This is a genomic window from 'Catharanthus roseus' aster yellows phytoplasma (assembly GCF_004214875.1).
Taxonomy (GTDB): Bacteria; Bacillota_I; Bacilli_A; order Acholeplasmatales; family Acholeplasmataceae; genus Phytoplasma; species Phytoplasma asteris.
This window is the reverse complement of sequence record NZ_CP035949.1, coordinates 535557-558372: the sequence shown is the minus strand read 5'-3', so window position 1 is coordinate 558372 and position 22816 is coordinate 535557. Positions and strand designations below refer to the sequence as shown.

Annotated in this window: 25 protein-coding genes and 1 other RNA gene; 19 read left to right on the top strand and 7 right to left on the bottom strand. The window is 26.7% G+C overall.

Annotated features, from left to right (window positions below; genetic code table 11):
- The first annotated feature begins 1 nt into the window (after window position 1).
- The 4 genes from rpmA to rnpB all read left to right on the top strand — a co-directional run bounded on the left by rpmA (window position 2) and on the right by rnpB (window position 2755).
- The gene (rpmA, locus tag EXT02_RS02655; RefSeq protein WP_069028395.1) at window positions 2–280 is read left to right on the top strand and encodes a 50S ribosomal protein L27; all 279 of its coding nucleotides are present in this window, start codon (window positions 2–4) and stop codon (window positions 278–280) included.
- Between the two features lie 34 nt (window positions 281–314).
- Window positions 315–1574 (top strand): GTPase ObgE, encoded by a 1260-nt coding sequence (gene obgE, locus EXT02_RS02650; protein WP_130427947.1) that lies wholly within the window; start codon window positions 315–317, stop codon window positions 1572–1574.
- A gap of 552 nt (window positions 1575–2126) precedes the next feature.
- Window positions 2127–2288: a hypothetical protein gene (locus tag EXT02_RS02950; RefSeq protein WP_165383253.1), complete on the top strand. Its 162-nt coding sequence runs from the start codon at window positions 2127–2129 to the stop codon at window positions 2286–2288.
- Between the two features lie 95 nt (window positions 2289–2383).
- Window positions 2384–2755: RNase P RNA component class B (gene rnpB, locus EXT02_RS02645), an RNA gene on the top strand.
- 284 nt (window positions 2756–3039) lie between these two features.
- Here the strand turns inward: rnpB and EXT02_RS02640 are convergent.
- The gene (locus tag EXT02_RS02640; RefSeq protein ID WP_130427944.1) at window positions 3040–3969 is read right to left on the bottom strand and encodes a hypothetical protein; all 930 of its coding nucleotides are present in this window, start codon (window positions 3967–3969) and stop codon (window positions 3040–3042) included.
- A gap of 1360 nt (window positions 3970–5329) precedes the next feature.
- Here EXT02_RS02640 and EXT02_RS02635 point away from each other — a divergent pair.
- The 8 genes from EXT02_RS02635 (at window position 5330) to EXT02_RS02600 (ending at window position 14221) form a co-directional block, all read left to right on the top strand.
- Window positions 5330–6475, top strand: a complete 1146-nt coding sequence (locus EXT02_RS02635; protein WP_130427942.1) for a metal ABC transporter solute-binding protein, Zn/Mn family — start codon at window positions 5330–5332, stop codon at window positions 6473–6475.
- Window positions 6476–6505: 30 nt separating this feature from the next.
- Entirely contained in the window at window positions 6506–7270 is a 765-nt protein-coding gene (locus tag EXT02_RS02630; RefSeq protein WP_130427940.1) for a metal ABC transporter ATP-binding protein, read from the top strand.
- 100 nt (window positions 7271–7370) lie between these two features.
- Entirely contained in the window at window positions 7371–8435 is a 1065-nt protein-coding gene (locus EXT02_RS02625; protein ID WP_130427938.1) for a metal ABC transporter permease, read from the top strand.
- Complete coding sequence (locus EXT02_RS02620; RefSeq protein ID WP_069028388.1) at window positions 8435–9529, top strand: metal ABC transporter permease; 1095 nt, start codon at window positions 8435–8437, stop codon at window positions 9527–9529. The genes EXT02_RS02625 and EXT02_RS02620 overlap by 1 nt, the downstream gene beginning before the upstream one ends.
- Window positions 9530–9935: 406 nt before the next feature.
- Window positions 9936–11120 carry a hypothetical protein gene (locus tag EXT02_RS02615; RefSeq protein WP_240682804.1) on the top strand — a complete coding sequence of 395 codons (1185 nt, stop codon included), beginning with the start codon at window positions 9936–9938 and terminating at the stop codon, window positions 11118–11120.
- A gap of 138 nt (window positions 11121–11258) precedes the next feature.
- Entirely contained in the window at window positions 11259–12770 is a 1512-nt protein-coding gene (locus EXT02_RS02610; RefSeq protein WP_130427936.1) for an ABC transporter ATP-binding protein, read from the top strand.
- A gap of 708 nt (window positions 12771–13478) precedes the next feature.
- Complete coding sequence (locus EXT02_RS02605; protein WP_130427934.1) at window positions 13479–13754, top strand: hypothetical protein; 276 nt, start codon at window positions 13479–13481, stop codon at window positions 13752–13754.
- 47 nt (window positions 13755–13801) lie between these two features.
- On the top strand, window positions 13802–14221 hold the full coding sequence (locus tag EXT02_RS02600) for an iron-sulfur cluster assembly scaffold protein (RefSeq protein ID WP_240682803.1): 420 nt from the start codon (window positions 13802–13804) through the stop codon (window positions 14219–14221).
- Between the two features lie 105 nt (window positions 14222–14326).
- Here EXT02_RS02600 and EXT02_RS02595 read toward each other — a convergent pair whose 3' ends face one another.
- From EXT02_RS02595 to rpmB, 6 genes are all read right to left on the bottom strand, one after another.
- Window positions 14327–15376, bottom strand: coding sequence for an HD domain-containing protein (locus EXT02_RS02595; protein ID WP_240682802.1), 1050 nt, complete (start codon window positions 15374–15376; stop codon window positions 14327–14329).
- A gap of 87 nt (window positions 15377–15463) precedes the next feature.
- The gene (locus EXT02_RS02590) at window positions 15464–16687 is read right to left on the bottom strand and encodes a CCA tRNA nucleotidyltransferase (protein WP_130427932.1); all 1224 of its coding nucleotides are present in this window, start codon (window positions 16685–16687) and stop codon (window positions 15464–15466) included.
- 376 nt (window positions 16688–17063) lie between these two features.
- Entirely contained in the window at window positions 17064–17516 is a 453-nt protein-coding gene (locus EXT02_RS02585) for a nucleoside deaminase (RefSeq protein WP_425304920.1), read from the bottom strand.
- Between the two features lie 91 nt (window positions 17517–17607).
- Window positions 17608–18237: a thymidine kinase gene (locus EXT02_RS02580; protein WP_130427928.1), complete on the bottom strand. Its 630-nt coding sequence runs from the start codon at window positions 18235–18237 to the stop codon at window positions 17608–17610.
- 118 nt (window positions 18238–18355) lie between these two features.
- On the bottom strand, window positions 18356–18637 hold the full coding sequence (rpmE, locus tag EXT02_RS02575; RefSeq protein ID WP_130427926.1) for a 50S ribosomal protein L31: 282 nt from the start codon (window positions 18635–18637) through the stop codon (window positions 18356–18358).
- Between the two features lie 224 nt (window positions 18638–18861).
- Entirely contained in the window at window positions 18862–19050 is a 189-nt protein-coding gene (gene rpmB, locus EXT02_RS02570; protein ID WP_011160481.1) for a 50S ribosomal protein L28, read from the bottom strand.
- 604 nt (window positions 19051–19654) lie between these two features.
- Here rpmB and EXT02_RS02565 point away from each other — a divergent pair.
- The 7 genes from EXT02_RS02565 to EXT02_RS03155 all read left to right on the top strand — a co-directional run bounded on the left by EXT02_RS02565 (window position 19655) and on the right by EXT02_RS03155 (window position 22641).
- Window positions 19655–19957 (top strand): hypothetical protein, encoded by a 303-nt coding sequence (locus EXT02_RS02565; protein WP_130427924.1) that lies wholly within the window; start codon window positions 19655–19657, stop codon window positions 19955–19957.
- A 161-nt stretch (window positions 19958–20118) separates the two neighbouring features.
- A complete protein-coding gene (locus EXT02_RS02560; protein ID WP_130427922.1) occupies window positions 20119–20349 on the top strand; it encodes a hypothetical protein in 231 nt (76 codons plus the stop codon).
- Window positions 20342–20686 (top strand): hypothetical protein, encoded by a 345-nt coding sequence (locus EXT02_RS02555; protein ID WP_130427920.1) that lies wholly within the window; start codon window positions 20342–20344, stop codon window positions 20684–20686. The genes EXT02_RS02560 and EXT02_RS02555 overlap by 8 nt, the downstream gene beginning before the upstream one ends.
- 781 nt (window positions 20687–21467) lie before the next feature.
- Complete coding sequence (locus EXT02_RS02550) at window positions 21468–21770, top strand: hypothetical protein (protein WP_130427918.1); 303 nt, start codon at window positions 21468–21470, stop codon at window positions 21768–21770.
- Between the two features lie 158 nt (window positions 21771–21928).
- On the top strand, window positions 21929–22093 hold the full coding sequence (locus EXT02_RS02945) for a hypothetical protein (protein WP_165383252.1): 165 nt from the start codon (window positions 21929–21931) through the stop codon (window positions 22091–22093).
- An 81-nt stretch (window positions 22094–22174) separates the two neighbouring features.
- Window positions 22175–22453 (top strand): hypothetical protein, encoded by a 279-nt coding sequence (locus EXT02_RS02545; RefSeq protein ID WP_130427916.1) that lies wholly within the window; start codon window positions 22175–22177, stop codon window positions 22451–22453.
- 59 nt (window positions 22454–22512) lie between these two features.
- Complete coding sequence (locus EXT02_RS03155; RefSeq protein ID WP_276318971.1) at window positions 22513–22641, top strand: hypothetical protein; 129 nt, start codon at window positions 22513–22515, stop codon at window positions 22639–22641.
- The last annotated feature ends 175 nt before the right edge of the window (window positions 22642–22816 follow it).

The following is a 22816-nucleotide window of genomic DNA, read 5'->3' as shown; positions in this document are numbered from 1 at the left end:
CATGTTATTGCAATTACAAATCCAGTTATTTGCTTCTAAAAAAGGAGCAGGTTCTACTCGAAACGGTAGAGATTCTCATTCCAAAAGATTAGGTGCTAAACTTTCTGACGGTCAATTTGCCAAAGCAGGCGCTATTATTTATCGTCAAAGAGGAACCAAAATTCACCCTGGTTTTAATGTTGGTAGAGGTGGAGATGACACTTTATTTGCTAAAATAAGTGGCATTATTAAATTTGAAAAAAAGCATGGTCGTAAAAAAGTTTCTGTTTATCTGCAATAATTTTTTATGCATTTAATGAAAGCAGGTATTTAGTTTGAATTTTGTTGACGAAGCCTTTAATGAAGTTTTTGCTGGCAATGGTGGTCATGGCATCGTTGCTTTTAGAAGAGAAAAATATGTAGCTTTTGGAGGACCTGCTGGTGGCAATGGTGGCAATGGCGGGTCTGTTATTTTTGTAGGCGACAAAGACGAGACTACCTTATTAAAATTAAAATATCAAAAACATCTTAAAGCACCACATGGAATAAATGGCAAAAATAAAGGTCAAAATGGAGCCAACGCCCCTCATCTTTATGTTAAAGTTCCTTTGGGGACAGTTTTTTATACTGCTGATAACAAGTTTTTAGGAGAGATTTTATACGATCAACAAACCTTAGTTATTGCTAAAGGCGGCAAAGGCGGCAAAGGTAATAAAGCATTAGCTACTTTTAAAAATCAAGCTCCAAGTTATGCTGAAAAAGGTGATTTAGGTGAAAGTTTTAAAATCAAAACAGAACTTAAAGTTTTAGCTGATATTGGTTTATTAGGTTTTCCAAGTGTTGGTAAATCCTCTCTTATTTCTGCTATTTCCAAAGCCCAACCCAAAGTTGCTTCCTATCCTTTTACCACAATTAAACCTCATTTAGGAGTTGTTGAAGTAGATGGTTTTAGTTTTGTAGTTGCTGACCTACCAGGACTAATTGCCAATGCTCATTTAGGTTGTGGTATGGGAATTCAATTTTTAAAACATATTGAAAGATGTCGTGTTTTAGTTCATATTTTAAGTATGGAAAGTGCCAATCCTTACCAAGATTTCCAAACTTTAAATCAAGAATTAAATCAATACAATCCCCAATTATTACTTAAAAAACAAATTATTGTTACCAATAAAATGGATTTACCTGATGCTTTGCAAAAACTTACTCTTTTAAAACAACAAATCAAAGACCAACCAATTATCCCTCTTTCTTTAGTTTCTTTTGATAATTTAGAGACCTTAAAATATGAAATGAGCTCCCTTTTGCAAAATACTCCCTTAGAAGTTACTCAAAACAAAAACAACGAATTTAAATTATACACCCTTCCTGATAATCAAAATACTATTTCTGTTATTAAAGAAAGTGATTCTGTTTTTGTTGTGTCTGGTAAGCAAGTAGAAACTTTTTTTCATCGTACTGATTTTAACAACGAAGAAGCTGTAAAAAGATTTAATAGAATATTGAAAAAAATAGGAATGGAAGAACAATTACAAAAACAAGGAGCCAAACCAGGAGATCAAGTTAAAATTTGTGATCGTTTGTTTGATTTTTTATAATTTGGTAATTATAACATAAAGAAATTATATTTTTGCTCCATAAAAAAATGATGAATCACTCCCCTTATTATTTAAAAATATTTTTCTTACACTTCATAACCTCCCATTATAAATCTTTTTTGCCCCCAAAACTAAATAAACAAATGCAAGATCTTAATATAAGATCTTTTTTATTACCCAAAACCAACAAAAACAATATACGAAGCAAACAAAACAACATAACCCCCCTTAAAAAACCCAAATTTTAATTTCCCCAGTCAAGAATTGATGTTAATCATATGAAACTCCAAAAGCTACTTTACTATTCTTATGCTGCTTATTTAGTTAAATATAAAGAATCTTTGGCTGTTAATCTAGTAGAAGCATGGCAAAAAAGGACCTATTTTTAAAAGATTATATCAAAAACTTAAACATTATCACAAAGACGAAATTATTAAAGAGCCTGTTTCTCAAACTTGTGAAAGTAAATTAAATTGGGAAAGAAAACAAGTAACGGATTTCATTATTTCCAAATATGGATGGGTAGATTCATGATCTTTGATGAGGCAATCCATGAGAGAAGTTTCCTTTGATAATTATTTTGAAGAAACTCCAATGTATCATTTTCCCAAAGCCTGTTATATTCCTGATGAGGCAATATATCATTATTTTAAAGATTCTAGTAATTGGTATGTTTTTCCTAAATATTATCCTACTTGTTTACAAAGGATGTAAAATATTGTGAATTGTTAAATAAAATTAATAAAATATCTACAAACATAATTTAAAGATTGCATTTTACTTTAATGTTTGATACAATAAAAGAGGTCAATGGAAGTGGCTGAGGTTTAAAATAAGTATTTTAAGCTTAGGAAAGTCCATGTTAGCACATGCTGCGATTGCATGTAGTGTTTGTGTCTAAGGAATTAATAACTTAGAGTACTGTAAAAAGTAACGGCGTTTTTTAGCTCTAAGGATTGTAATAATTACATTATTTTAATCTATGAGATAAAAACTGAAAGTGTCACAGAGACGAGTTAATTAGAAATAATTAAGTGAAACGCGATAAACCCCTCAAGCTAACAACCCAAAATAATGGTAGGGGCATGCAAAGCGATTAAATGAAATCAGTTTTGCACTACTTATTAGTAGAAGATAAATAGTCACACTTGTTTAACAAGAACAGAACATGGCTTATGCACATTGACCTTTTTTATTAAATTATTTAAAAATCAATAAAGATTATTTGCTTGCTATTATATTTATTATTTGGTATATCTATATTTTGGCAAGAATTATAATTAATGTTATTTATATTATTCATTTATAATTATTGTATTTTATTTGCTTTTAAGTAATTAAAAATTATTTGCTCCCCCTTTATAAACAAAAAAGCCAAACTTTACAGTTTGGCTTTCATTGTCTTTATGCCTTTATATTGTGATATTTCTTAAAAGATATTAAATAAGTAAAGATAGTAATTTATTTATTTTTGATGTTTGATTTTATAAATTAAAATGAGTAAAAAAGCAACTATTAGACCAGTTATAATTATTATAATTGTATAAAAAATTATTGAATTTGTTGTAGTAGTTTTAGTTGTTGAAGCTGCATTTGTTTCTTGTTGATAGTTAATTTCTAGTTCCATTTCGCTTTCATATTCGTGATATTGGTCTTCTTTTGCTAAATCGTATTCTATTTTACAAAAATTATTACTGCCATCTTTGTTTTTGCTAAATTGAAAATCTTTAGGTAAAAATTTATTTTGAAGTTGAGGATTTTTTTGCCAAATAGCTTCACATATTAATTGCTTTCTTTGTTCATCAGTAATATTAGGTGTTATTTGTATTGTTCCTAAATGGGCATTTATAATAATTTCCTCCAAGTTTATCGTTTTTTTAGTAAAATTAAATTCTATTTTATTGCCCAATATATCTTCAATTTGAAAACTGCCTTTCCATTGCATTTCTTCCGATTCATATTTTTCTTCTAATTGTTCGCTTGCTATTTCAAAATCATCGCTTTGTATTTGGATGTTTGATTCTTTATTTATTTCTTTAAGTATGTCATTTAAAGCAATTATAATATCTTCTTTGGTTAATTGATTATTTTGTTTATAATAACTAAAATCATTGATTGTTCTTTTTTCTAGGGGAAATAATTGTTCGAAATTTTTGGGATTCTTTAAATTTTTTAAAGGCAGATCATTTATTATTTGGGGTTTTTGTTGTGTGTTATTTGCATTTTTTTCAACCCCTACTCCATTTTCCTTTTCTTGGATGTTTTCTAGTTGTTGTTGTTTTCCAGCATAAATACTAATTTGATTGCAAAAATGTATGCCCAATAAAATCATGAATAAAATTAAAGTAAAGTATTTGGGAAACAAACGCATAATTGCTTTGCTTTGGATTTTCATATTAAAAATATTTTACTTTTCTATAAATATTAAAGGGTTTCAAAAATAACCCCATTAAAATATTACAGTATAATTATATTTTTTGTGCAACATTTGTATTTATCACATTTTATTATTGTGCCTTTTTCAACAACTTTGCATCCTTTAATTTTATTTTACCCCCCAAATAAAAAAATTTGAATTAAAATATTGTGCCAAAAGTTATTTTTTTGTTTTTTTATGTTTAATTTTAACAATTTTATATTATAATATAAATATAATTATTTAAATATTTTGAGTCTTAACTCTAAACTTTTACTTATCTTAGATTTAAAATATTCAAAAGCAACTACTAACTTTATAAATTATTTATTTCTAATTTTATTAATTTTTCACAAATCACACATTAGCAAAACAAATAAGATAATAAATTAACTATATTTATTCTTTATTTTTAATTATATAAAATTTACATAATGGATATATTTCTATTTTGCAATTGCTTTCAAACTCAAACCCAAAAATTATTTTTTTGCAATTGATTTTCACAAAATAAAATCTTATTTGTATAATAATTTATACAATCCCCAATATATTTAATCATTAATTAAATTATTTTTATAATATGTTTGCAATGTTTTGGAAAATAATAAACATATTTTCTAAGTTTATTATTGTATTAATAACCTCTTTTATTTAATTCTTAGCCATAATTTTATCATTTTTCGCAATAAACACCACCAACAACAAATTAACGTTAATTGTAATTTAGATTTTGTTAATTATTGTAAGTTTTATCAATTTTGCACCCTAAATCCATATTTGTATCTTTTTTTAATAACTTTGGCACTAAATTATTATATTTGCAACATTTCCCTTAACACATTAATTTAGTTTTTATACCCCCTTTTTTATATTTATTCAGGGTCATTTATACGAGGTATTACAAAACCATTTCAAAAACATTTGCATAATATTTTCCATTAATTTATATTAAGATATAATAAATATCTTTAAAGTTTTAGTTTTTTCATAATGTAAATATGAAACACATTTTAAAAAATGAAATTATAAGTAATAAACTTATTTTAAAATATAAAATAAAAACATTTTATTACTAAAATTAACACAAACCAACCCCCCCAAATAACAAATTAGCCCTCATTATAATTAAATATTTTTGCTACTTTATTATAAATGTATAGCCATAACTGTATCAAAATTGAAATTTTTAATGATGGATTTTACAAAGAAATCCCAAAACCACTAATTTATAATTGCATATCATTAGATATTTTTATAACATCGTTTTTACCTCACAAAATAGTTCCATTTTAGATCATTTTAAATCAATTCAGAAAGGCAAAAGGAGACCATAATTATGGATTTTTTTATTAAACACAAACAAAAAATAATCATTTTTCTTTTGGCAACAATAACAACGCTGATTTTGTCTATTCCTTTTTTATCTTTGACAAAAGCCAATAATGCCAAAACTGCTTCAAAAGATTTAAAAATAGTAACGACTACTACCATGTTAAAAGATTTAGTCAAGCATTTAGTTGGTGATGTGGCAGAAGAAGAAAAAAACGAATATCAAAAAATTGAAGGTATTCAAGTTGATTCTTTGATGGGAGTAGGAATTGATTCGCACAATTACAAAACCAAATTATCAGATCGCAAAAAAATTAAAGAAGCTGATTTAGTTGTGATTAATGGACTGCATTTGGAAGCTAAAATGGAAGAAGCCTTCCCGCTTTTAACGAATAATTCCTTTACCGTAGTGCAGTTAGATGAAACGCATACCAAAGTTATAAATCAAGAAGGTAAAGAGGAGGAACACATTAAAGAAGAAAATATTAAGCGAGATGAAGATACTCATGGACCAGATCCTCATATTTGGTTTGATATAGATCTTTGGATTAAAGTTTTAAAACAATTAAAATACAAATTAAAAACAGTATTAAAAAAAGACCTACGTTTTAGCCAAAAGGATATTGCTAATTTAAAAAACAATTGCGACACATATGCACGAAAATTAAAATTATTAGATACATATGTAGGCAAGAAATTTAACGAATTAAAAGGACAATTTTCTTCTCAAGGCAAAACATTTATTTTAGTTACTGCCCATGATGCTTTTTCTTATTTAGCTAGAAAATATGATTTTGAATTAAGTCCAATTCAAGGAATTTCTACCCAAACAGAAGCCAGTATCAGCGATATTGAAGAATTAGCTAATAAACTGGTTGAAAACCAAGTAAAAGCTATTTTTGTAGAAAGTGCTTTTCCAGAAGGAACGCTTGATTCTCTTAAAGAATCTGTAAAAAGTAAAGGTCATAATATTAAAAAAAGTGATGAAGAATTATACGCTGATGCTTTGGGTTCAGAAAGTGAAGAGCCAATAGAATTTGAAGCCGACAAAGATAAAGACAGGAATTCCAAACCAACAAAATACAAACATTCCACCTATATTGGAGCTTTATTACACAACATTAATACAATAGAAAAAGAATTAAAACAATAACAACAATAACAAAGAAATAAGGAGATTATAATGAAAAAAGAAATAGCCATTAAAATTAGAGATCTAACTGTAGCTTATCATCTAAAACCAGTTTTGTGGGATATTGATTTAGATATTTATCAAAGCTCTTTGACAGCTATTTTGGGTCCTAATGGTGCTGGAAAATCTACTTTAATTAAAACTATTTTAGAATTGATTCCCAAAGTTTCTGGAGAAGTTTTATTTTATAATCAAAAATATGGACAAGTAAGAAAAAAAATTTCCTACGTGCCACAAAGAAATTCAGTTGATTGGGATTTCCCAACTACTGTGTTTGATGTTGTTTTGATGGGCCGCTACGGACATTTAGGATGGTTTAAAAAACCAACTGCTAAAGATAAAGAAATAGTAATGCAATCTTTGGAAAAAACAGGAATGCAAGACCTTAAGGACCGTCAAATATCTGAACTTTCAGGCGGACAACAACAAAGAATTTTTTTAGCTCGTGCCTTAGCTCAACAAGGAGATATTTATTTTATGGACGAGCCTTTTCAAGGAGTTGATATCCAAACAGAAAAAAAAATTATCCAAGTTTTAAAAGATTTGCAAAAAGAAAATAAAACCATTATTGTAGTGCACCATGATTTAGAAACAGTGACTCAATATTTTGATCATGTAGTTTTGGTAAACGTAAAAAAAATTGCAAGTGGTACTAAGGATGAAGTTTTTAACCAAACTAATTTAACTAAAACTTTTCAAAATAAACAATTAAAAAAAGACATCCATAATTTGCAACCCCCCAAAACAACTAAATAAAAAGAACCAAAATAAATAATCAAATTAAATATAAATGATTAAAATAAATAATCATATAATAAAAAGAATAAAATAACCAATAAATAAGAAAGGATGAAATATGTTTGCTTTAGAATTTAATTATACTGTTGTTAAAGTGCTTTTAGCAGCTAGTTTTTTAGGATTTACATCAGGTATTTTAGGTGTTTTTATTATCCTGAAAAAACAAGCCTTAATTGGAGATGCTCTTTCTCATACCGCTTTGCCAGGAATTGCCTTAGTTTATCTTTTTGCTCGTAGTACAGATATTTGGTTTTTGTGGCTGGGTGCTATTCTTGCCTCGTTTGTTACTTTGCTTTTGATGGAACTTATTAAAAAATATTCCAAAATTAAATCAGATACAGTCTTATCGTTAGTGCTTGCTTCTTTTTTTGGTCTTGGCAACGTTTTGATTGCCATTGCTCAAAATACTGGTGAGGATAACAAAATAGCTACTTTGGAAAAATTTATCTTAGGGCAAATTGCTTTAGTAACTGAACTAGATATTATTTCTACTGGCATTATGGCTTTAATTACTTTAGTTGTGGTAGTTGGCTTGTGTAAAGAATTCAAAATTTATATTTTTGATGATAAGTTTGCCCAAAGTGTAGGATTTAACACTAAAATTATGACTTTTATTCTTAATTTCTTATTAATTGGAGTAGTAGTTATTAGTTTAAAAATTATTGGTATTATTTTGACAAGTGCCTTTTTAATTATGCCAGGAGTAATTGCTCGTCAATTTAGTGATAGATTTGTTACTAATGTTATTGTTGCTTCCATTGTTACTTTCTTTTCTAGTTTAATTGGAGTTTTTATAAGCAATAGTGTACAAGATATGCCAACAGGACCAATGATTATTGTTATTACTACTTTATTTATTGCTTTGTCCTTTCTATTTTCTCCTAAATATGGAGTTATTAGTAGATATGTGCAAAAAATTAAATATCAAAAAAAGATTAAAAAATTTCGTCAACTTATTCATCTTTATTACGAACAAGAAGAAACTCATACTTTGAGTTTGCCAATAATTCAAATAGAAAGTTTTTTATGGAAGGAAAAATATTTAATGTTACAAAATCAAAAAGCCCAATTAACACCTAAAGGAATTAAATTAGTTGAAAATTTAATTGATGGTATTGTTTAATGATAAGTTTTATAAATAATGTTGTTGGTTGCTTTGAACTAGATGTTTTTTTAGTTATTTTATTTTGTTCTTTGACTTTGGCTAGTTTAGGAGTTTTTTTAGTATTGAAAAAGTCTTCTATGGTAGTTGATGCTATGAGTCATAGTGTTTTATTAGGAATAGTTGTAGCTTTTTTAGTAGTTAAAAATCTTAATTCCCCTCTTTTAATTATGGGAGCTGCTTTAGTAGGTGTGCTTACAGCTTATATGGTAGAACTTTTAGGCAAACATTCTAAAGTTACCAAAGATGCTTCTATTGGGATTGTGTTTACTTTTTTCTTTTCGGTAGCAATTATTTTGATAAGTCTTTATACAAGACACGAACATTTAGATACTGATGCTGTTTTTTTAGGCAATATTGAACTTACCCACATTAAACAACTCAAAAAAATCATTCCTCTTTTATGTCTTAATTTGTTGTTTGTGCTTTTCTTTTATAAAGAATTAAAAATCTATATTTTCGACCCTACTCTTGCTGTAATCCTCGGCTTTTCCACTACTTTAATTAATTATTTATTGATGTTTTTAGTTTCTATGACAGCTGTTATTTCTTTTGATGTAGTTGGTTCTATTATGGTAATTTCTTGTATGATTGGACCTGCTGCTACATCTCTTTTAGTTACTAAGAATCTATATAATAGCTTTTTGCTTTCTTTATGGCTTGCATTTGTGAATTCTAGTCTTGGTTATTATTTGGCAATTGGACTTAATTTACCAGTATCAGGATTAATTGCTTTTATGAATTTAGTGAACTTTTTGCTCTTTTTTTTCTTAGCCCCTAAAACTGGAATTGTTGCCAAAATGATTAAAAATAATTTGCAAAAAAAAGAATTTATGATTATTTCTTTACTAATGCATCTCAAAAATCATCAAGATCAATTACAAAAAAATCATTTTCAAGAGATTTATAAAGATCTAAAATGGTCTTTATCTCGTTATAATAAATGTCTTAATAATGCTTTAAAAAAAGGCTATATTCAAATAAAGCAAAATCAAGTAATACTAAATGATTCAGGAAACTATATTTTAGAAGAAAAAATTGCTCTTTGGATATAAAAACCTACACCCAACAAACAACTTCAATAAAGTGGGTTTTATCATATTGAAAGAATTTTAAAACACTTAAATAAAAAAAATTAACCCTTTGCTAAGGTATTTTTTTAGCTTACCAACATCACAAATTTGCTTTTGTTTTATAAAATTAAGTTATAATAAATATGGTACCATTTATAAGTATATAGAAATTATAAATAACACTTTCCTATTTTATATCAACACTTTATTATCACCAAAAACATCATGAATTATTTTTAACTTTGCACCGCAAAACCATAATTATCAAAAAAATTAATTTATTTGTTTAACTTAGAAAAAACTAAAATAAATTATAATGACAATAAAATATCTTATCATAACATTTAATGTAATACTTAAATGTCCTATAAAACTAAGGAGTAAAACGATGAAATTTATAGGTAAAAAAATATTATGTTTAGCATTAATATTAAATTTAGTTAATTTTTTTATTTTTATAGTTTTTAATGTTTGTAGTTTTAGTTTTTTTAAGAAGAAAAATCCTTATTTTAATAATAATGTTGTTTATGCACAGAAAGAAGAAAGTGCAAATAAGGGGAATAATAAAGATCAAAATGATGCAAAAGATAATCAATTAAATAAACCAAAAGAAGAAAAGCAAGAAGAACAAAAAGAAGGGTGTGGTTCTTGGTTGTGGAATAAAGTCAAAGAAGTTGGAACAGCTATTTATAATACATTGCCAGGAACCAAAACCCCTGAAAATATTGACACACAATTATTAAACCAAATACAAGAAGAAATAACTGCCATTGAAGAAACAAAAGAACAAATTAAAGAATTAACCCAACAAGACGAAACATTAAAAAATATGTTAGAATCTGATGAAGCATATAAAAAAGCGGAACAACAATATAAAGAAGTAGAAAACAATTTAAAAGAAAATAAGTTTCAAGAAGCTTCCAATTTATTAAAACCTTCTCCAACTTGGTGGAAATCTTTTATAAGTTTTTTTCCTTTTGTGGATAATCAAACTCCTCAACCCTTAAAAGAAGCTTATAAAACTGCGTTGGATAATTTACAAAAAGTTCAACAAGTAAAAGAAGATTGGAATAAATTACAAAATATAAATGATGTACAAGAATATAAAATTCTTTGGGCATCTATTAAAGATAAAATTAATAATTTTTGGCCTTCTGCTAATGCTGATGTCACTCCTACACCTTCTGATTTAAATTCACAAGAAGAAATACCTGCTATTAAAAATTTTCTAAATAATCATAAATTTGCAACTAAATTGCTTGGTTGGTGTTTAGGAGAAAAAAGTAATGATGTTAAAACAATAGCTTCTAATTTAACAAACAGATTAGCTCAATATATAGGCAATAAAGCTGAGGAAAAACTTCAAAATAAAGTAGAACAAGCTAAAAAAGATGTTCCTCAAAAAGCTACAGATGCAGTTAAAGGCTATATATTTCAAGTTATTACCGCTGCTGTTGCTTTTACTGCTTTAGTTATTACATTTCTTTATTGGTTTATAATTAAAAAAATTAAAAAAAATCAAATTAAAAAACCACAAATAAGTAAAAAAGTTACCTTAAATAAAACAAAATAAACTTTTTTATTCTTAAATAATAAATAAGCAAAAACAATAACTTATTTTACATCATTTGTTATTATTATTTCTTAAATATTACATTATTAGTGTTTTTATTTCAATTTTATACGAAATAAAAAGGAGATTAATTTTTTTATGTTAAAAATTAACCATTTATTTAAAAAATTTCAAAATACAGAAGTCCTTGAAAATGTTTCTTTTCAATTGCCTCAAAAAGGATTAGTTTTTATTATTGGTAAATCAGGTTCTGGTAAGTCTACTTTATTGAATCTCATAGGAGGGCTTGACAAACTCACTAAGGGAAATATTACAGTTTTAGGAAGAAACATTAATGAATTTGCTTCATTCGAACTAGATGCTTATCGCAATTATTTTTTAGGATTTGTTTTCCAAGAATATAATTTATTAGATAATTTAACAGTTTTTGAAAATATTCAAATAGCTTGTGCACTACAATCAAAACAAGTAGATAATTGGAAAATGCAACAAATATTAAAACAAGTAGAATTGGATGGTCTAGAAACTCGCTATCCTCATCAACTTTCAGGAGGACAAAAACAAAGAGTAAGTGTTGCTCGTGCTTTAATTAAAAATCCTAAAATGATTTTGGCAGACGAACCTACTGGTAATTTAGATGAAAAAACAGGACAAAAAATCTTTGAATGTTTAAAACAAATATCAAAAGATACCTTAGTTGTTATAGTTTCTCATGATACCCAAAGTGCTTATAAATATGCAGACCGCATTATTGAATTTGCTGATGGTCAAATTGCAAAAGACCTTACTAAAAAAGTAACTAAAGCTTCCACTGATAAACCCCAAATATTACAAAATAAAACTTATACCCAAGAAGAAGTTGCTAATTTATTAAAACAAAAAAATAATGCTATGGAACTAGATTTTGCACCCACTTTGGCAAATGAAAATTATAGTTCTCAACATCAAGCAATGCATTTGCCTTTAGTACAAACTCATCTTTCCAAACAAACAGCTCTTTTAGTAACTCAAAATATTTTAAAAAATAATAAGAAATTAGCTTTTAAAATCATTTCTACATCTAGTAATGGTGCTTTATTCTTAACTCTTTCTTTTTTAATATTTTTCAATATGTTTCTTTGGCTTTGTAATTTAGGTTATGTCATACCAGAAAGTCAAGCCAAAAACAAGACATTTTGGTTGTTATTAGCACCTTTATCATTTCACATATATTTTTTAGGTATATCTTTTTATCAAATGATTATTCATATGAGAAATATTATCACCTTAAAAAACAAAGATATTGGCATTCTAAAATCTTTAGGGGTTTCTGATCGAGATATTCACAAAATATTTCATCATTTAAATATAAAAATAGTTATTATTCAATTTTTGGGAATTCCTTTATTCTTTTTGATATTTGTTTTATTCATGGCAATATCAGCTTCTTTGCAAGGCAAATTAGAATTCTTTTTAAAGTATTCGCCCACCCTTTACTCATCTTTAAAAGAATTTGTGCCTCTTTATTTATTTTTGGTAAATATAGTTTTATTTTTTGCTTTAGTTTATGCTTATCCCTTTTTCTTAAATCATGTTTCAATCAAAAAACAATTAAAAAAAGTCTTAAAACAAAATCCTTTAACTATTATTTCAACTATTCCCAAAGCATAATTTTTTGAACCATTTCATTTATTAAGCATTAAGACAATCAAATTTGAATATAATATTTAAGATAAACTTTAAGTTGGTCTTTTTAATTTATGAAAAATTTAAATTAATTGTTTTGCAACGCTTTAACCATTACTAAAAATATTATGAATTTATTTTTTATTTATACTACCCATTAAAATATTTCTAATAGCTTCGTTGCATTCAAATCCTTAAATTTAAATAAATTATTTATTTGCTTGAGAAAGGTTTTAAATTTATGCAAACTCCCCAAATTATTAAAGTTGCAAGCCCTTTGCAATCAGTTGTAAATACCATCAATAAAGCTCGTGATTTAGTCAAAAAAAGACGGTATTGACCTCCAAGTTACCTAAGGTAAATTATTATACAGAAGGAGCAGATTTAATTTCTTCTGGCAAAGCTGATGGTCTAATATATTTTAATTTGGAAGATGTTAAAAAAACACAAACATTTACGTGTTTTGTACGCCCTTTTTAATGAATTGCACATAGCTCCTTGTGATTTTGCTCAAAAAATTAGGACTCGTTGAAGTAAGCGAACAAGACCATCAAAGAAAAAGGTTTTAATCTATCCTTAAAGGATGTCAAAAACATTTATGATTTTGAATTTATTAAAACTTCGCATCTTTTAGAAATTCCTCAAAAATTTCAAGATACTCAAAAATATGATCTTGCAATTAATTGTCCTGGTATGATGAGAGATAGTAATTTTGTAAGAGTCGGTTCTATTGGTTTAGGCAAAGAAGAAAATATTGAACCTCAAGAAGATGTTTTTTTATCTTATGCTGTTATTTTAGCTGTTAAAACAGAAACCGAGACAACTCCCAAAGTTACAATCCTTAAACAAGTTTTAAATGAAACTCATTATAGAAAAGTACAATTTTTACATGGTGGCACAACTCAGGATTATATTATGGTAAAAGACCAGAATGAGTTAAGAGAACAAATTCAACAAAAATGGTTATAATCAAATTATTCACATATTTTTTATTATAAGTGCCAGAAAGAAATAAAATGTTTGATGCTAAAAAACACGAAATAATTATGAAACATTATCACAATCCACAAAATCAAACCGATGTTCGGCTTCCAGGTTATATTCCGTTTGAAAAGCAAACTTCTTATTGTGGTGATAAAGTTATTATTCAATTAAAGTGTGATAACAATAAAATTATAGATATTAAATATGAAGCTAATGTTTGTTCTATTTGTGTTGCTTCTGCCAGTGTTATGTCAGTTTATTTGCAACATTTAACCAAAACACAAACCTTAAACAAAATTAATCATTTTATGGCTATGGTACAAAATCAAACTTATGACAGCACTTTGCTTAATTCTGATCTAAAATCATTTGATATAGTTTATCAATTGCCGGGTAAAATTAATTGTGTTTTGTTGCCTTGGCAAACTTTGCAAGAATTCTTACTTGGATAATTTATTACAAAACTTTTAATATTTCATAAAAGACCGTTAAAAACGGTTTTTTTATTATGAAATGCATTTTCAAACTCACTATTTTTTGCAATTAAGAAAACAAAATTATTCATCATCATTATTTTGATCTAAATCTAATGATTTATAAAACCCTTTTTTTTCTAAAACAGGGATGGGATTTGTAAATGTTTGGGTGGTGGTTTTTTGTAAAAATTCTTGTAAAGACGTTAATTTACAATCAATATTATCTAAATACCAAAGTAAAAGAGCTTCTCCTATTTGTGGTCTTTTGGCAGCTCCATGTTCTAAAAGTCCATGATGAGAAATTAACATATGTTTTAATAACAATACTTCTTCTTTATCTTGAAAACCCAATAATTGTGCTTCTTTTTCTACTTCACAAGCAACCATGACTAAATGACCTAATAGCAAACCTTTGGGAGTATAGTTTTTTTGTTCTAAATCTAGTTCTTTAATTTTTTCCATGTCATGTAAAATAGTACCTGCAAATAGTAAATCACTATTGAGAAAAGGATAAATTTTTAAAAGAGATTCTGCCATTTTTAACATAGTTAAAGTATGATAACCAAGTCCGCCATAATAATTATGATGAATTTTTAACGCTGCTTTGGAAATTAAAAATTTATTTTTGTTTTTGCAATATAAATTGTAAGTAATTTGTTTTAAGACTTTGTTTTTTATTTTATGTAAATAGTTTTCTAATTCGTCTTTTACTATTGCAAAAGAAATAGGAGCACATTCATAAAAGGCTAAATAAGTTTCATACAAAGTTTGCATATCTAATACATTATAAGCTAAATTGTATGTTTGATTCATCAAAATAAGTTCTTCATTTTTGAGAAGACAAACAGTTTTAAAATGATATATTTGTCCTTGGATAGGTGATGTGGTTTGAGGTTCTAATTTGATGTTTATGTCGCTTTTGTCTTGTAATTGCAAGGTGATATTATAAAAATGAAGTCCTTGATTGATGCTTGTTACTTTGCCTGTAAAAAAGTTGATTTGTCCTTTTTGATATTTGGGTAAGATGTTGGTTTGGTTTTTTTTCATACGTTTGTTTCCTATTGGTCTAGATTGGGATTGATAAAAATATGTTGATGGAAGTGTTTGTAAATGGAAATAGTAAGTTTGCATTATTACATTTATAAACAAAAATAAATTGATGTTTATAATTTTGTTATTACATAATTTAGTTCATTTTATTTTTATTCATTATTTTATTTATTGTTTATCTAGGATTTGATTTTGGCTAAGTACAAAATTAATCAATTGTTCTTTAATGTTGGGTATTTCTCTATTAAGTACTTTGGTAATTAGTTGTTTTTGTGTATGTTTAATCCATGTTCCTTTGGGTTTGTGGGGTAATTGTTTTAAGACTTCTTGCCAACTAAAATTAAGTTCAGTAATTGTTTTTATTGGTAAATATTGATAAATATATTGTATTTTGGCTGCTGCATAAGGTTCTTTTTGCAAAAGATAATTAATTTGATTAGCTAGGAGACAATTTTTTAATCCATGTTTAAATAAATTAAAAGTAATATTTTCCCAAAGATATAAACTTAAAGAGGCAATGTTTTGGTAGCTTTTTTTCTTTTGTTTGGTAAAAGGAAAAGATGCAAGGATTTGGTTGTTGAGTAAAAGCGACATTGACCAAAAAATTCTTCTTTTTAATTTGTTGTGTGCTTGAATGTATTTAAGTTGAGTTTCATGTAGATAAGCTAAACAAAGAATGCTTTGGTTTAGTTGGGGTAAAAATAGATGGGTTTTAGTTTCTATCATATTTTTAAAAGTTTGGTGCCAGTTTTTGTGAGTGATGATTTTTTCGATGTGTTCATATATTCTTTGAGAAGAAATTTTAGCTAATAAATGGTTTTTGTTGATGATAGCTTTTTGGGTAGTTTTTTCTATGCAAAATCCTAGTTTAGATTGAAAATAAAAAGCTCTTAAAATTCTTAAAGGGTCTTCTTGGAATCTAATAAAAGGGTCTTTGATGGTGCGGATCAAACCTTGCTTTAAATCTTTTTTCCCTTGTTTTTCAGGTGTGAAATCAAATATTTTACCAGTTTCATCCATTAAAAGAGCGTTAATAGTAAAATCACGTCTTAAAAGGTCTTGATGGACGTTTTTGGTGAAAAAAATTTCACTAGGGTGGCGATAGTCTTTGTAAGTGCCTTCTTTTCTGTAAGTAGTAATTTCGAAAAGATAATTTTCAAAAGTTATTTTAAAGCTACCATAATTAATTTTTATTTGGGTTGTTTTTTCTGGGCATAAAAGGAGTTTTATTTGTTGGGGGGCGGCGTTAGTAGTGATGTCGATATCTTCGTTAGCATTTATTTGGAGTAAATAATCTCTGACAGTGCCACCCACAATAAAGGCTTCGAATCCGTTTGTTTTTAAGATAGTAATTATTTTTTGAGCTATTTTTAGTTGATTGGAATGTTTCATATTTTGGGCTTTTAGTAATATTTCTAATTTTTTTATTTTGTTGTGTTTGATTGGTTGGTTGCCTTTGATGATAAATATAGTTAAAATAAAAGTAAAATAGATAATAGATATAAATATTAAAGGTTGTTTTTAGTTTGTTTTATTATTTATTTTTTGGTAAATGTGGTTCAATATAGTATTTTTTATTAGTATTTATTTGTAATTTTAATGTAGGGTGTATTATTTAGAATGTGTCAATATTTAAAATAACAACATTTTATTATTGGCAAATTAGTTTTTTTGAAAATAAAAGACCATCGGTTGTGATGGTCTAATTTGGTTGTGATAAGAGTTTTTATTGGGTTGCTAAAATTATTTTTTTGTTTTTTTGTTGTTTTTATCGGGATAGTAAATTATTTTTTTTGATTCTTATTTCTTGAAAAAATTTTTGTAAAAGTTGCATGCTTTCTTGAGCTAAAAGTCCTGATTGGATATTTAATTTATCCATAAAAGGCATATTTTGGATAGATGACATATCATTAAAAGAATATGATTTTTCCATGCTTGTGCCATAATAAAGGTTTTTGATGCCTGCTTGTATGATGGCTCCTGTACACATTAAGCAAGGTTCTAAAGTGACATAAAGAGATGCATCATTTAAAAAACGGCTGTTTATCTTTTTGCCTGCTTTCATGAGGGCTAAAAATTCAGCGTGTCCAAAAAAAAGTTTTTTAGTGTTTCTGTTATTGTGAGCTCGTGCAATTATTTTTTGGTTTAAAACAGCGACAGCTCCGATGGGGACTTCTTCTTTGAGGTAGGCTTTTTGGGCTTCTTTTAAAGCTTCTTTCATAAAAAAAATATGTTGTTGGTTGTTATTTTCCATATTTTAAGTATTAATCCACATTCCAAACGAATTATTGAGATGAATTATTTTAGTGGAGTTATTTAGATTGGTTGGTGAAGTTTTGCCAGTTAATTTTTGTTTTGTCAATATCTGCTAAACAATGGTGTTTGCGACAACGAGGTTCGTGGTATTCTTTTCCGCCTACCAAAACAATAGGTTCATTGCTTTGAGCAGGTTTGCCGTCAATTAATCTTTGAGTGCGGTTGGCTTTTTTGCCACTGATAGCACAAATCGAAGTTAATTTAGTAACGGTGTCTGCAATTGCTAATAAATAAGGCATTGGTCCGAATGGTTTTCCGCAAAAATCAAGTTCTAAACCTGATATAATGACTTCAATATTGCAGTTAGCTAAATAATCTACAATAGCGACAATGTCGTTATCTAAAAATTGGGCTTCATCTATTATGACAACATTAATTTCAGGAGTAATAAACGGGAGAATGTCTTTGCTTTTGTCAATTAAAATAGCAGGAATAGTGTTTTGATTGTGAGAAACTATTTCTTCTTTAACAGAATAACGGTCATCTATTCGCGGTTTAAAGGATAAAATTTTTTTGTTGAGTTGTAATGCTTGATTACTGCGTTGAATTAATGCTTCTGTTTTGCCTGCAAACATTGGTCCACAAACAACTTCAATAAACCCTTGCCCTTGTTCTTTTTGGGTCATTCTTTTGAACTCCTTTATAAATAAGATAATTTGAATTAATTTTTTTGGTTTTTGTGGTGTGATAGTTGGTCCAAAAGAACTTTGAGGGTGATTTGCTATTTTATTTTTTAAGTATTTATTATTTATTTTTAATCAATTCTTCGGTGGTTTCTTTTTGGTTATCAGCATTTAAAAGAACTGTTTTAACTTTTTGGTCTTGGGTAATACCATAACGTTTGTTAAATTTGTCAATTGGCCCTGCTTTAACTACAAAAGTTTGGGCACCAGTGTAAAAAGGGTGGCAATTAGAACAAGTTTCTATTTTGATGCTAGTAACTGTGGTGCCAATTGGGTGTTGTTTGCCACAAGTTGCACAAGAAACTTCCACTGTTTCAAATTGAGGGTGAATATTTGCTTTCATGTGTTTAGGACTCCTTATTATTTTTTTGATTTTATTTATTTTTATTTTGTTATGCGATGTGTTTGTATTTTATTATTTATTATTTTTTAATTTTTGATTTTTATTATTTGAACTTTTTGATGGGATTTTTGAACTTTTGATTTCTTATTTCTTTCTTTATCTTTATGAAAAAATCATAAAATATAAATATAAAAAATAAGAAAGAAAGGGAAGGCAAAGAGTTTTTAGGCTCTTTGTAATTTGAGCTTTTTGAGTGCCCTAGCAGAGATTTTTACTTTTTGAACCTTGCCGTTTTCGTCAACAATTTTTACGTTTTGTAAGTTGGCTTTCCAAATTCTTTTAGTTGCGTTCATAGCGTGGCTACGACGATTACCAAAAAGGGTGGTTTTTCCAGTGATATAACATTTACTCATTGTTTTTCTCCTTTTTTAATTACAATATATAAGTTATTATATCACAATAAGGGTTTATTTGGGTGATGTTTTTTTGTTTTTTTGTTAAAAATAAATTTATTGTTAGTTGTTTGGTTTGGGATAATTTTATATTTAGGATAGGGATTTATTTTAATTGCAACATTATTTGATTTGATTATTTTTATTTTATTTTGCGCACGATTATTATCTTTTTTGTCCATCAACTCCATTATATTTGTATATTTATTTGATAATTTAGTAAAATAGTTAAAGCCTTTATTTGGTTTGTACATAAACACTTTGTTTTTTCTTGGATTTTTGCTATATTTTTTGCTACAATTAAAATATAATATATATTTAGATGAAACATTCCAATAATTTGCCCCTAGTAAAGAATGAATATTTTATTTTTTTAGTATATTTTGTTTTTGCTTAAGGTTTATTATATTTGTTGTTATTTATTTTATTTATTATTTTCATTCCTAATTATTTTTTCCTATTTCATTTGCATTATTAACATTTGTATTATTCATATTTTTATTAAGGAGATATTTATGTTTGCGAAAAAAATTTATTGATTGTCTTTGTGTGTTCCTTAATTGCAATGTTATTTTCGTTGTTAGTTTTTGTAATTATTGTAAGTAAGTTAGGATATTTGAGTTTTAAAGATGTTAAAGAACCTAATTTATCCAAAGACATAAAATCACCTAAAATACAAGAGCAAAGAGATAATAAGACAAATCAATTAGCTCAAAGAGTTGCTGAACAAGTAAAGGAACAATTTCAATTGACTACTTTAACAGAAAGCCAAATTAAAGAAATTAAGGATGGCAAAATAGTTTTATCCAAAGAACAATTAGAAGCAATAAAAGGAGAGTTAAAGCCTTTTGTGGATCTAAATTTTTAACTGAAGAAAATAAATCTAATATTTTAACAATTGATGCAAAAGAACGTTTTAATCGTATTAATAAAGATATTCATTTATTTTGTAGTTCGTTAGAAAATAAAAAAATTGTTAAAGAACATTCAGTTAAGGAAAAAGAAAATTTTATTGTAGAACTTATTATTATGTATTTGCAATTAATTTATCCTGAGCAAATAAAAATCAATAAAGAAGCGATGAATTGTGGAGGTAAAGTTGATATTAAAGTTGATTTTGATGATTTTGTCTATATTGCTGAATGTAAAATGTTTGATAAAGTTCTTAATAAAGAGATGGAAAATATTGATCATGCCTGTGATCAATTAATGAATTATACCAATGGTCAAAATAAAGAAGGTGCTATTTTTTTTGTTTAATAAAAACTCTAATTTTGTTTTGTTTAATAAAAACTCTAATTTTGCAGGACAAATAAAAACTATTGAAAAATGGATTAAAGATAAACACAAATTAGAACCTAATAATTGTAAAGGATCAAATCCTAATTCTTGGGTTGTACCAATAAAACACGTAAATGGGCATGATTTTACATTATATATTGCTTGTTATAATTTGAGTAGTTTTGTAGCTGAAAGTAAAAAACATGAAAAGCAAAAAGATGCAGGAATTAAAACAGTTTCATCCCATAAAGAAGGAAATATACAAAGTAATGAAGGCATTCAAGAAAATTTAACGACAAATAAACAAGGAGAATAAAATCAAGTTTTAGATGTCAATAGAGGTACAAGTAATAATGCGAATGTTTCACATGGTAAAGGAAAGCAAGGAAGACCGAACAACCCAAACCCAAATAAAGGGACACAACAACAAAAGCAAAAGAAGAACAATGATAAACCCTCAAACCCCAAAAAGGATTACAAAAATCAAACTCAAAACCAACAAGTGAAAAATAGTTTTTCTCAGTGATTCCCCACCGCTATCACAAATACAAAAAAATACACCTAATTTATTAAAAAAACCAGTGTTATTAGAAAAGATAGAAACAGTTTAAACAACAACGAAATAAAATATAAAGCTGGAGATATTTACAATACTATATTACCTTTATCACATATTCAAAATAAAAATTTACTTCCCTTAGAAAAAACTAATGATAAAGAACAATATATTATTATTGCTAGTTTTGATTTTTATTCAGTTAATGCTGATGACAAAGATTCCATTAAAGAAATTAATTCATTTAATAAATTAACTATTCATCCATCAAATCCTTTTAAATTAGATATTCATTTTGATTTAGTTAATTCTGATAATATTATTGCATCTCAACCTTATTATCTAACTCAAGAACTAGATTATAAAAAAGATAAAAAACATATCCTAATTTAGATATCAAACCTTTTTTATTGAAAGATTCTTTTTTAAGGATGCCTAATGCAAATATATTAGAAATAAAAAAAAGATTAGATGCTTTAGAAATAGAAGAATCAAACCAAGAACAATCCTCCACAGCATCAAATGACGATATAAATTACATGTGTCAATAGATGATTTGTATGAAATAAAAAATGATATTATATCTTGTTTATCACCAGAAGACCAAAACAAAATAGAAGCACAATTTAATGAATCTAATTATTTTATAAACAACATTGTTAAACCTAAACAAAAAGCTATAAAAGATTTGTTGCTTTCTTTGCCAGTATATGACACAGAGAAAAGAAGACAAATGATGGAAGCAAAGACCCCACAAGAAAAAGCACAATACATAAAAGATCTAATAGAAGAATTTACAGGTGCAAAAGGCTCAAAAACATATTTCATGAAAGAAAGAAAATAATAGAATTATTAAGAAATTCTTTAGTATCTAATTTATCTGCTCCCAACATTCAAGCAAATTCTTTTTTACCAGAACAAAACCAAAGATTAGAAGAATTCAAAACAACTAACCCTAAATATCTAAATTTAACACAACAATAAAAAAATATATTAGATGATTTGGAGAAAAAAATACAAGAATTTGAAAACGCATTAAATAACATTACATTATCAGAACCTAATAAAACTCATAAAACAAGAGATAATTTAGCTGCATTAAAGAAAAAAACAACTACTGAATTACCACCTTTAACAGGCACTAATAAAAAAGACAAGATAAAATAAATAAGAACAAAATTAAATGAATTAAAAGAATCCATTAAAGAAGAAATAAAACTAATATTAGGACAAAAAATACTTGAATTAATGCAACAAACATTACAAGAATATATTAGAATACCAAAAAAACAAATTAAAGATAAAATTAATAACATTGTTAAAAAATTTACTACTGGTATTAATACACCTTATTTTACTTTTAATCTTTCTAATAAAAAAATAAAATGGTATTCTGGAAGTCTTTATTATGATAGTCTAAAAGAGTTAGAAAAGTATTTAGAAAAGATGACATATAAAGCAACACTGCCTCCAATAGATTCTAATTTAACTTTATCATTTAAAACAAAAAAAAGGAAAATGAATTAAAAGAAGTTGATTATGCTTATTATGATTTAGTTAATAATGATAATCAAGTTAATAATAATATGAGTGTTATTTTAAGATTTCGTCCTTTTGTTGCTCCTTTTTGTCTAGATGAAAAAAACAAGAACAAACATGTAAGAATTGTACTACATGTCAATCTAATTCTTGTCAAGATGAAAAAGATAAATTAAAAGCATGTGAGCAACTTAAAACAGGATTTGGAGCTTGACTTTCGCCTCAAGATTGTTTAGGAGAAATTCAACAAGAATTAAAAAAACAAAATGATAATGAATCATCACAACAAAGAAAAAAATTTTTTTATTTTTTGAAAAACCAATATATAATTTTTTAGAAGAACAAACATAT

Bases quoted from the DNA above. Each gene is read 5' to 3' on its own strand.
- EXT02_RS02950 (WP_165383253.1), top strand. From the start codon at position 2,127: ATGAGAGAAGTTTCCTTTGATAATTATTTTGAAGAAACTCCAATGTAT.
- EXT02_RS02610 (WP_130427936.1), top strand. From the start codon at position 11,259: ATGTTAAAAATTAACCATTTATTTAAAAAATTTCAAAATACAGAAGTC.
- EXT02_RS02565 (WP_130427924.1), top strand. From the start codon at position 19,655: ATGTTATTTTCGTTGTTAGTTTTTGTAATTATTGTAAGTAAGTTAGGA.
- EXT02_RS02640 (WP_130427944.1), bottom strand. From the start codon at position 3,969: ATGAAAATCCAAAGCAAAGCAATTATGCGTTTGTTTCCCAAATACTTT.
- EXT02_RS02635 (WP_130427942.1), top strand. From the start codon at position 5,330: ATGGATTTTTTTATTAAACACAAACAAAAAATAATCATTTTTCTTTTG.
- EXT02_RS02590 (WP_130427932.1), bottom strand. From the start codon at position 16,687: ATGAAACATTCCAATCAACTAAAAATAGCTCAAAAAATAATTACTATC.
- EXT02_RS02620 (WP_069028388.1), top strand. From the start codon at position 8,435: ATGATAAGTTTTATAAATAATGTTGTTGGTTGCTTTGAACTAGATGTT.
- EXT02_RS02595 (WP_240682802.1), bottom strand. From the start codon at position 15,376: ATGCAAACTTACTATTTCCATTTACAAACACTTCCATCAACATATTTT.
- EXT02_RS02585 (WP_425304920.1), bottom strand. From the start codon at position 17,516: ATGAAAGAAGCTTTAAAAGAAGCCCAAAAAGCCTACCTCAAAGAAGAA.
- rpmE (WP_130427926.1), bottom strand. From the start codon at position 18,637: ATGAAAGCAAATATTCACCCTCAATTTGAAACAGTGGAAGTTTCTTGT.
- EXT02_RS02560 (WP_130427922.1), top strand. From the start codon at position 20,119: ATGTATTTGCAATTAATTTATCCTGAGCAAATAAAAATCAATAAAGAA.
- EXT02_RS02615 (WP_240682804.1), top strand. From the start codon at position 9,936: ATGAAATTTATAGGTAAAAAAATATTATGTTTAGCATTAATATTAAAT.
- EXT02_RS02630 (WP_130427940.1), top strand. From the start codon at position 6,506: ATGAAAAAAGAAATAGCCATTAAAATTAGAGATCTAACTGTAGCTTAT.
- EXT02_RS02625 (WP_130427938.1), top strand. From the start codon at position 7,371: ATGTTTGCTTTAGAATTTAATTATACTGTTGTTAAAGTGCTTTTAGCA.
- rpmA (WP_069028395.1), top strand. From the start codon at position 2: ATGTTATTGCAATTACAAATCCAGTTATTTGCTTCTAAAAAAGGAGCA.
- EXT02_RS02605 (WP_130427934.1), top strand. From the start codon at position 13,479: ATGATGAGAGATAGTAATTTTGTAAGAGTCGGTTCTATTGGTTTAGGC.
- EXT02_RS02545 (WP_130427916.1), top strand. From the start codon at position 22,175: ATGCAACAAACATTACAAGAATATATTAGAATACCAAAAAAACAAATT.
- EXT02_RS03155 (WP_276318971.1), top strand. From the start codon at position 22,513: ATGAGTGTTATTTTAAGATTTCGTCCTTTTGTTGCTCCTTTTTGTCTA.
- rpmB (WP_011160481.1), bottom strand. From the start codon at position 19,050: ATGAGTAAATGTTATATCACTGGAAAAACCACCCTTTTTGGTAATCGT.
- EXT02_RS02600 (WP_240682803.1), top strand. From the start codon at position 13,802: ATGTTTGATGCTAAAAAACACGAAATAATTATGAAACATTATCACAAT.
- EXT02_RS02580 (WP_130427928.1), bottom strand. From the start codon at position 18,237: ATGACCCAAAAAGAACAAGGGCAAGGGTTTATTGAAGTTGTTTGTGGA.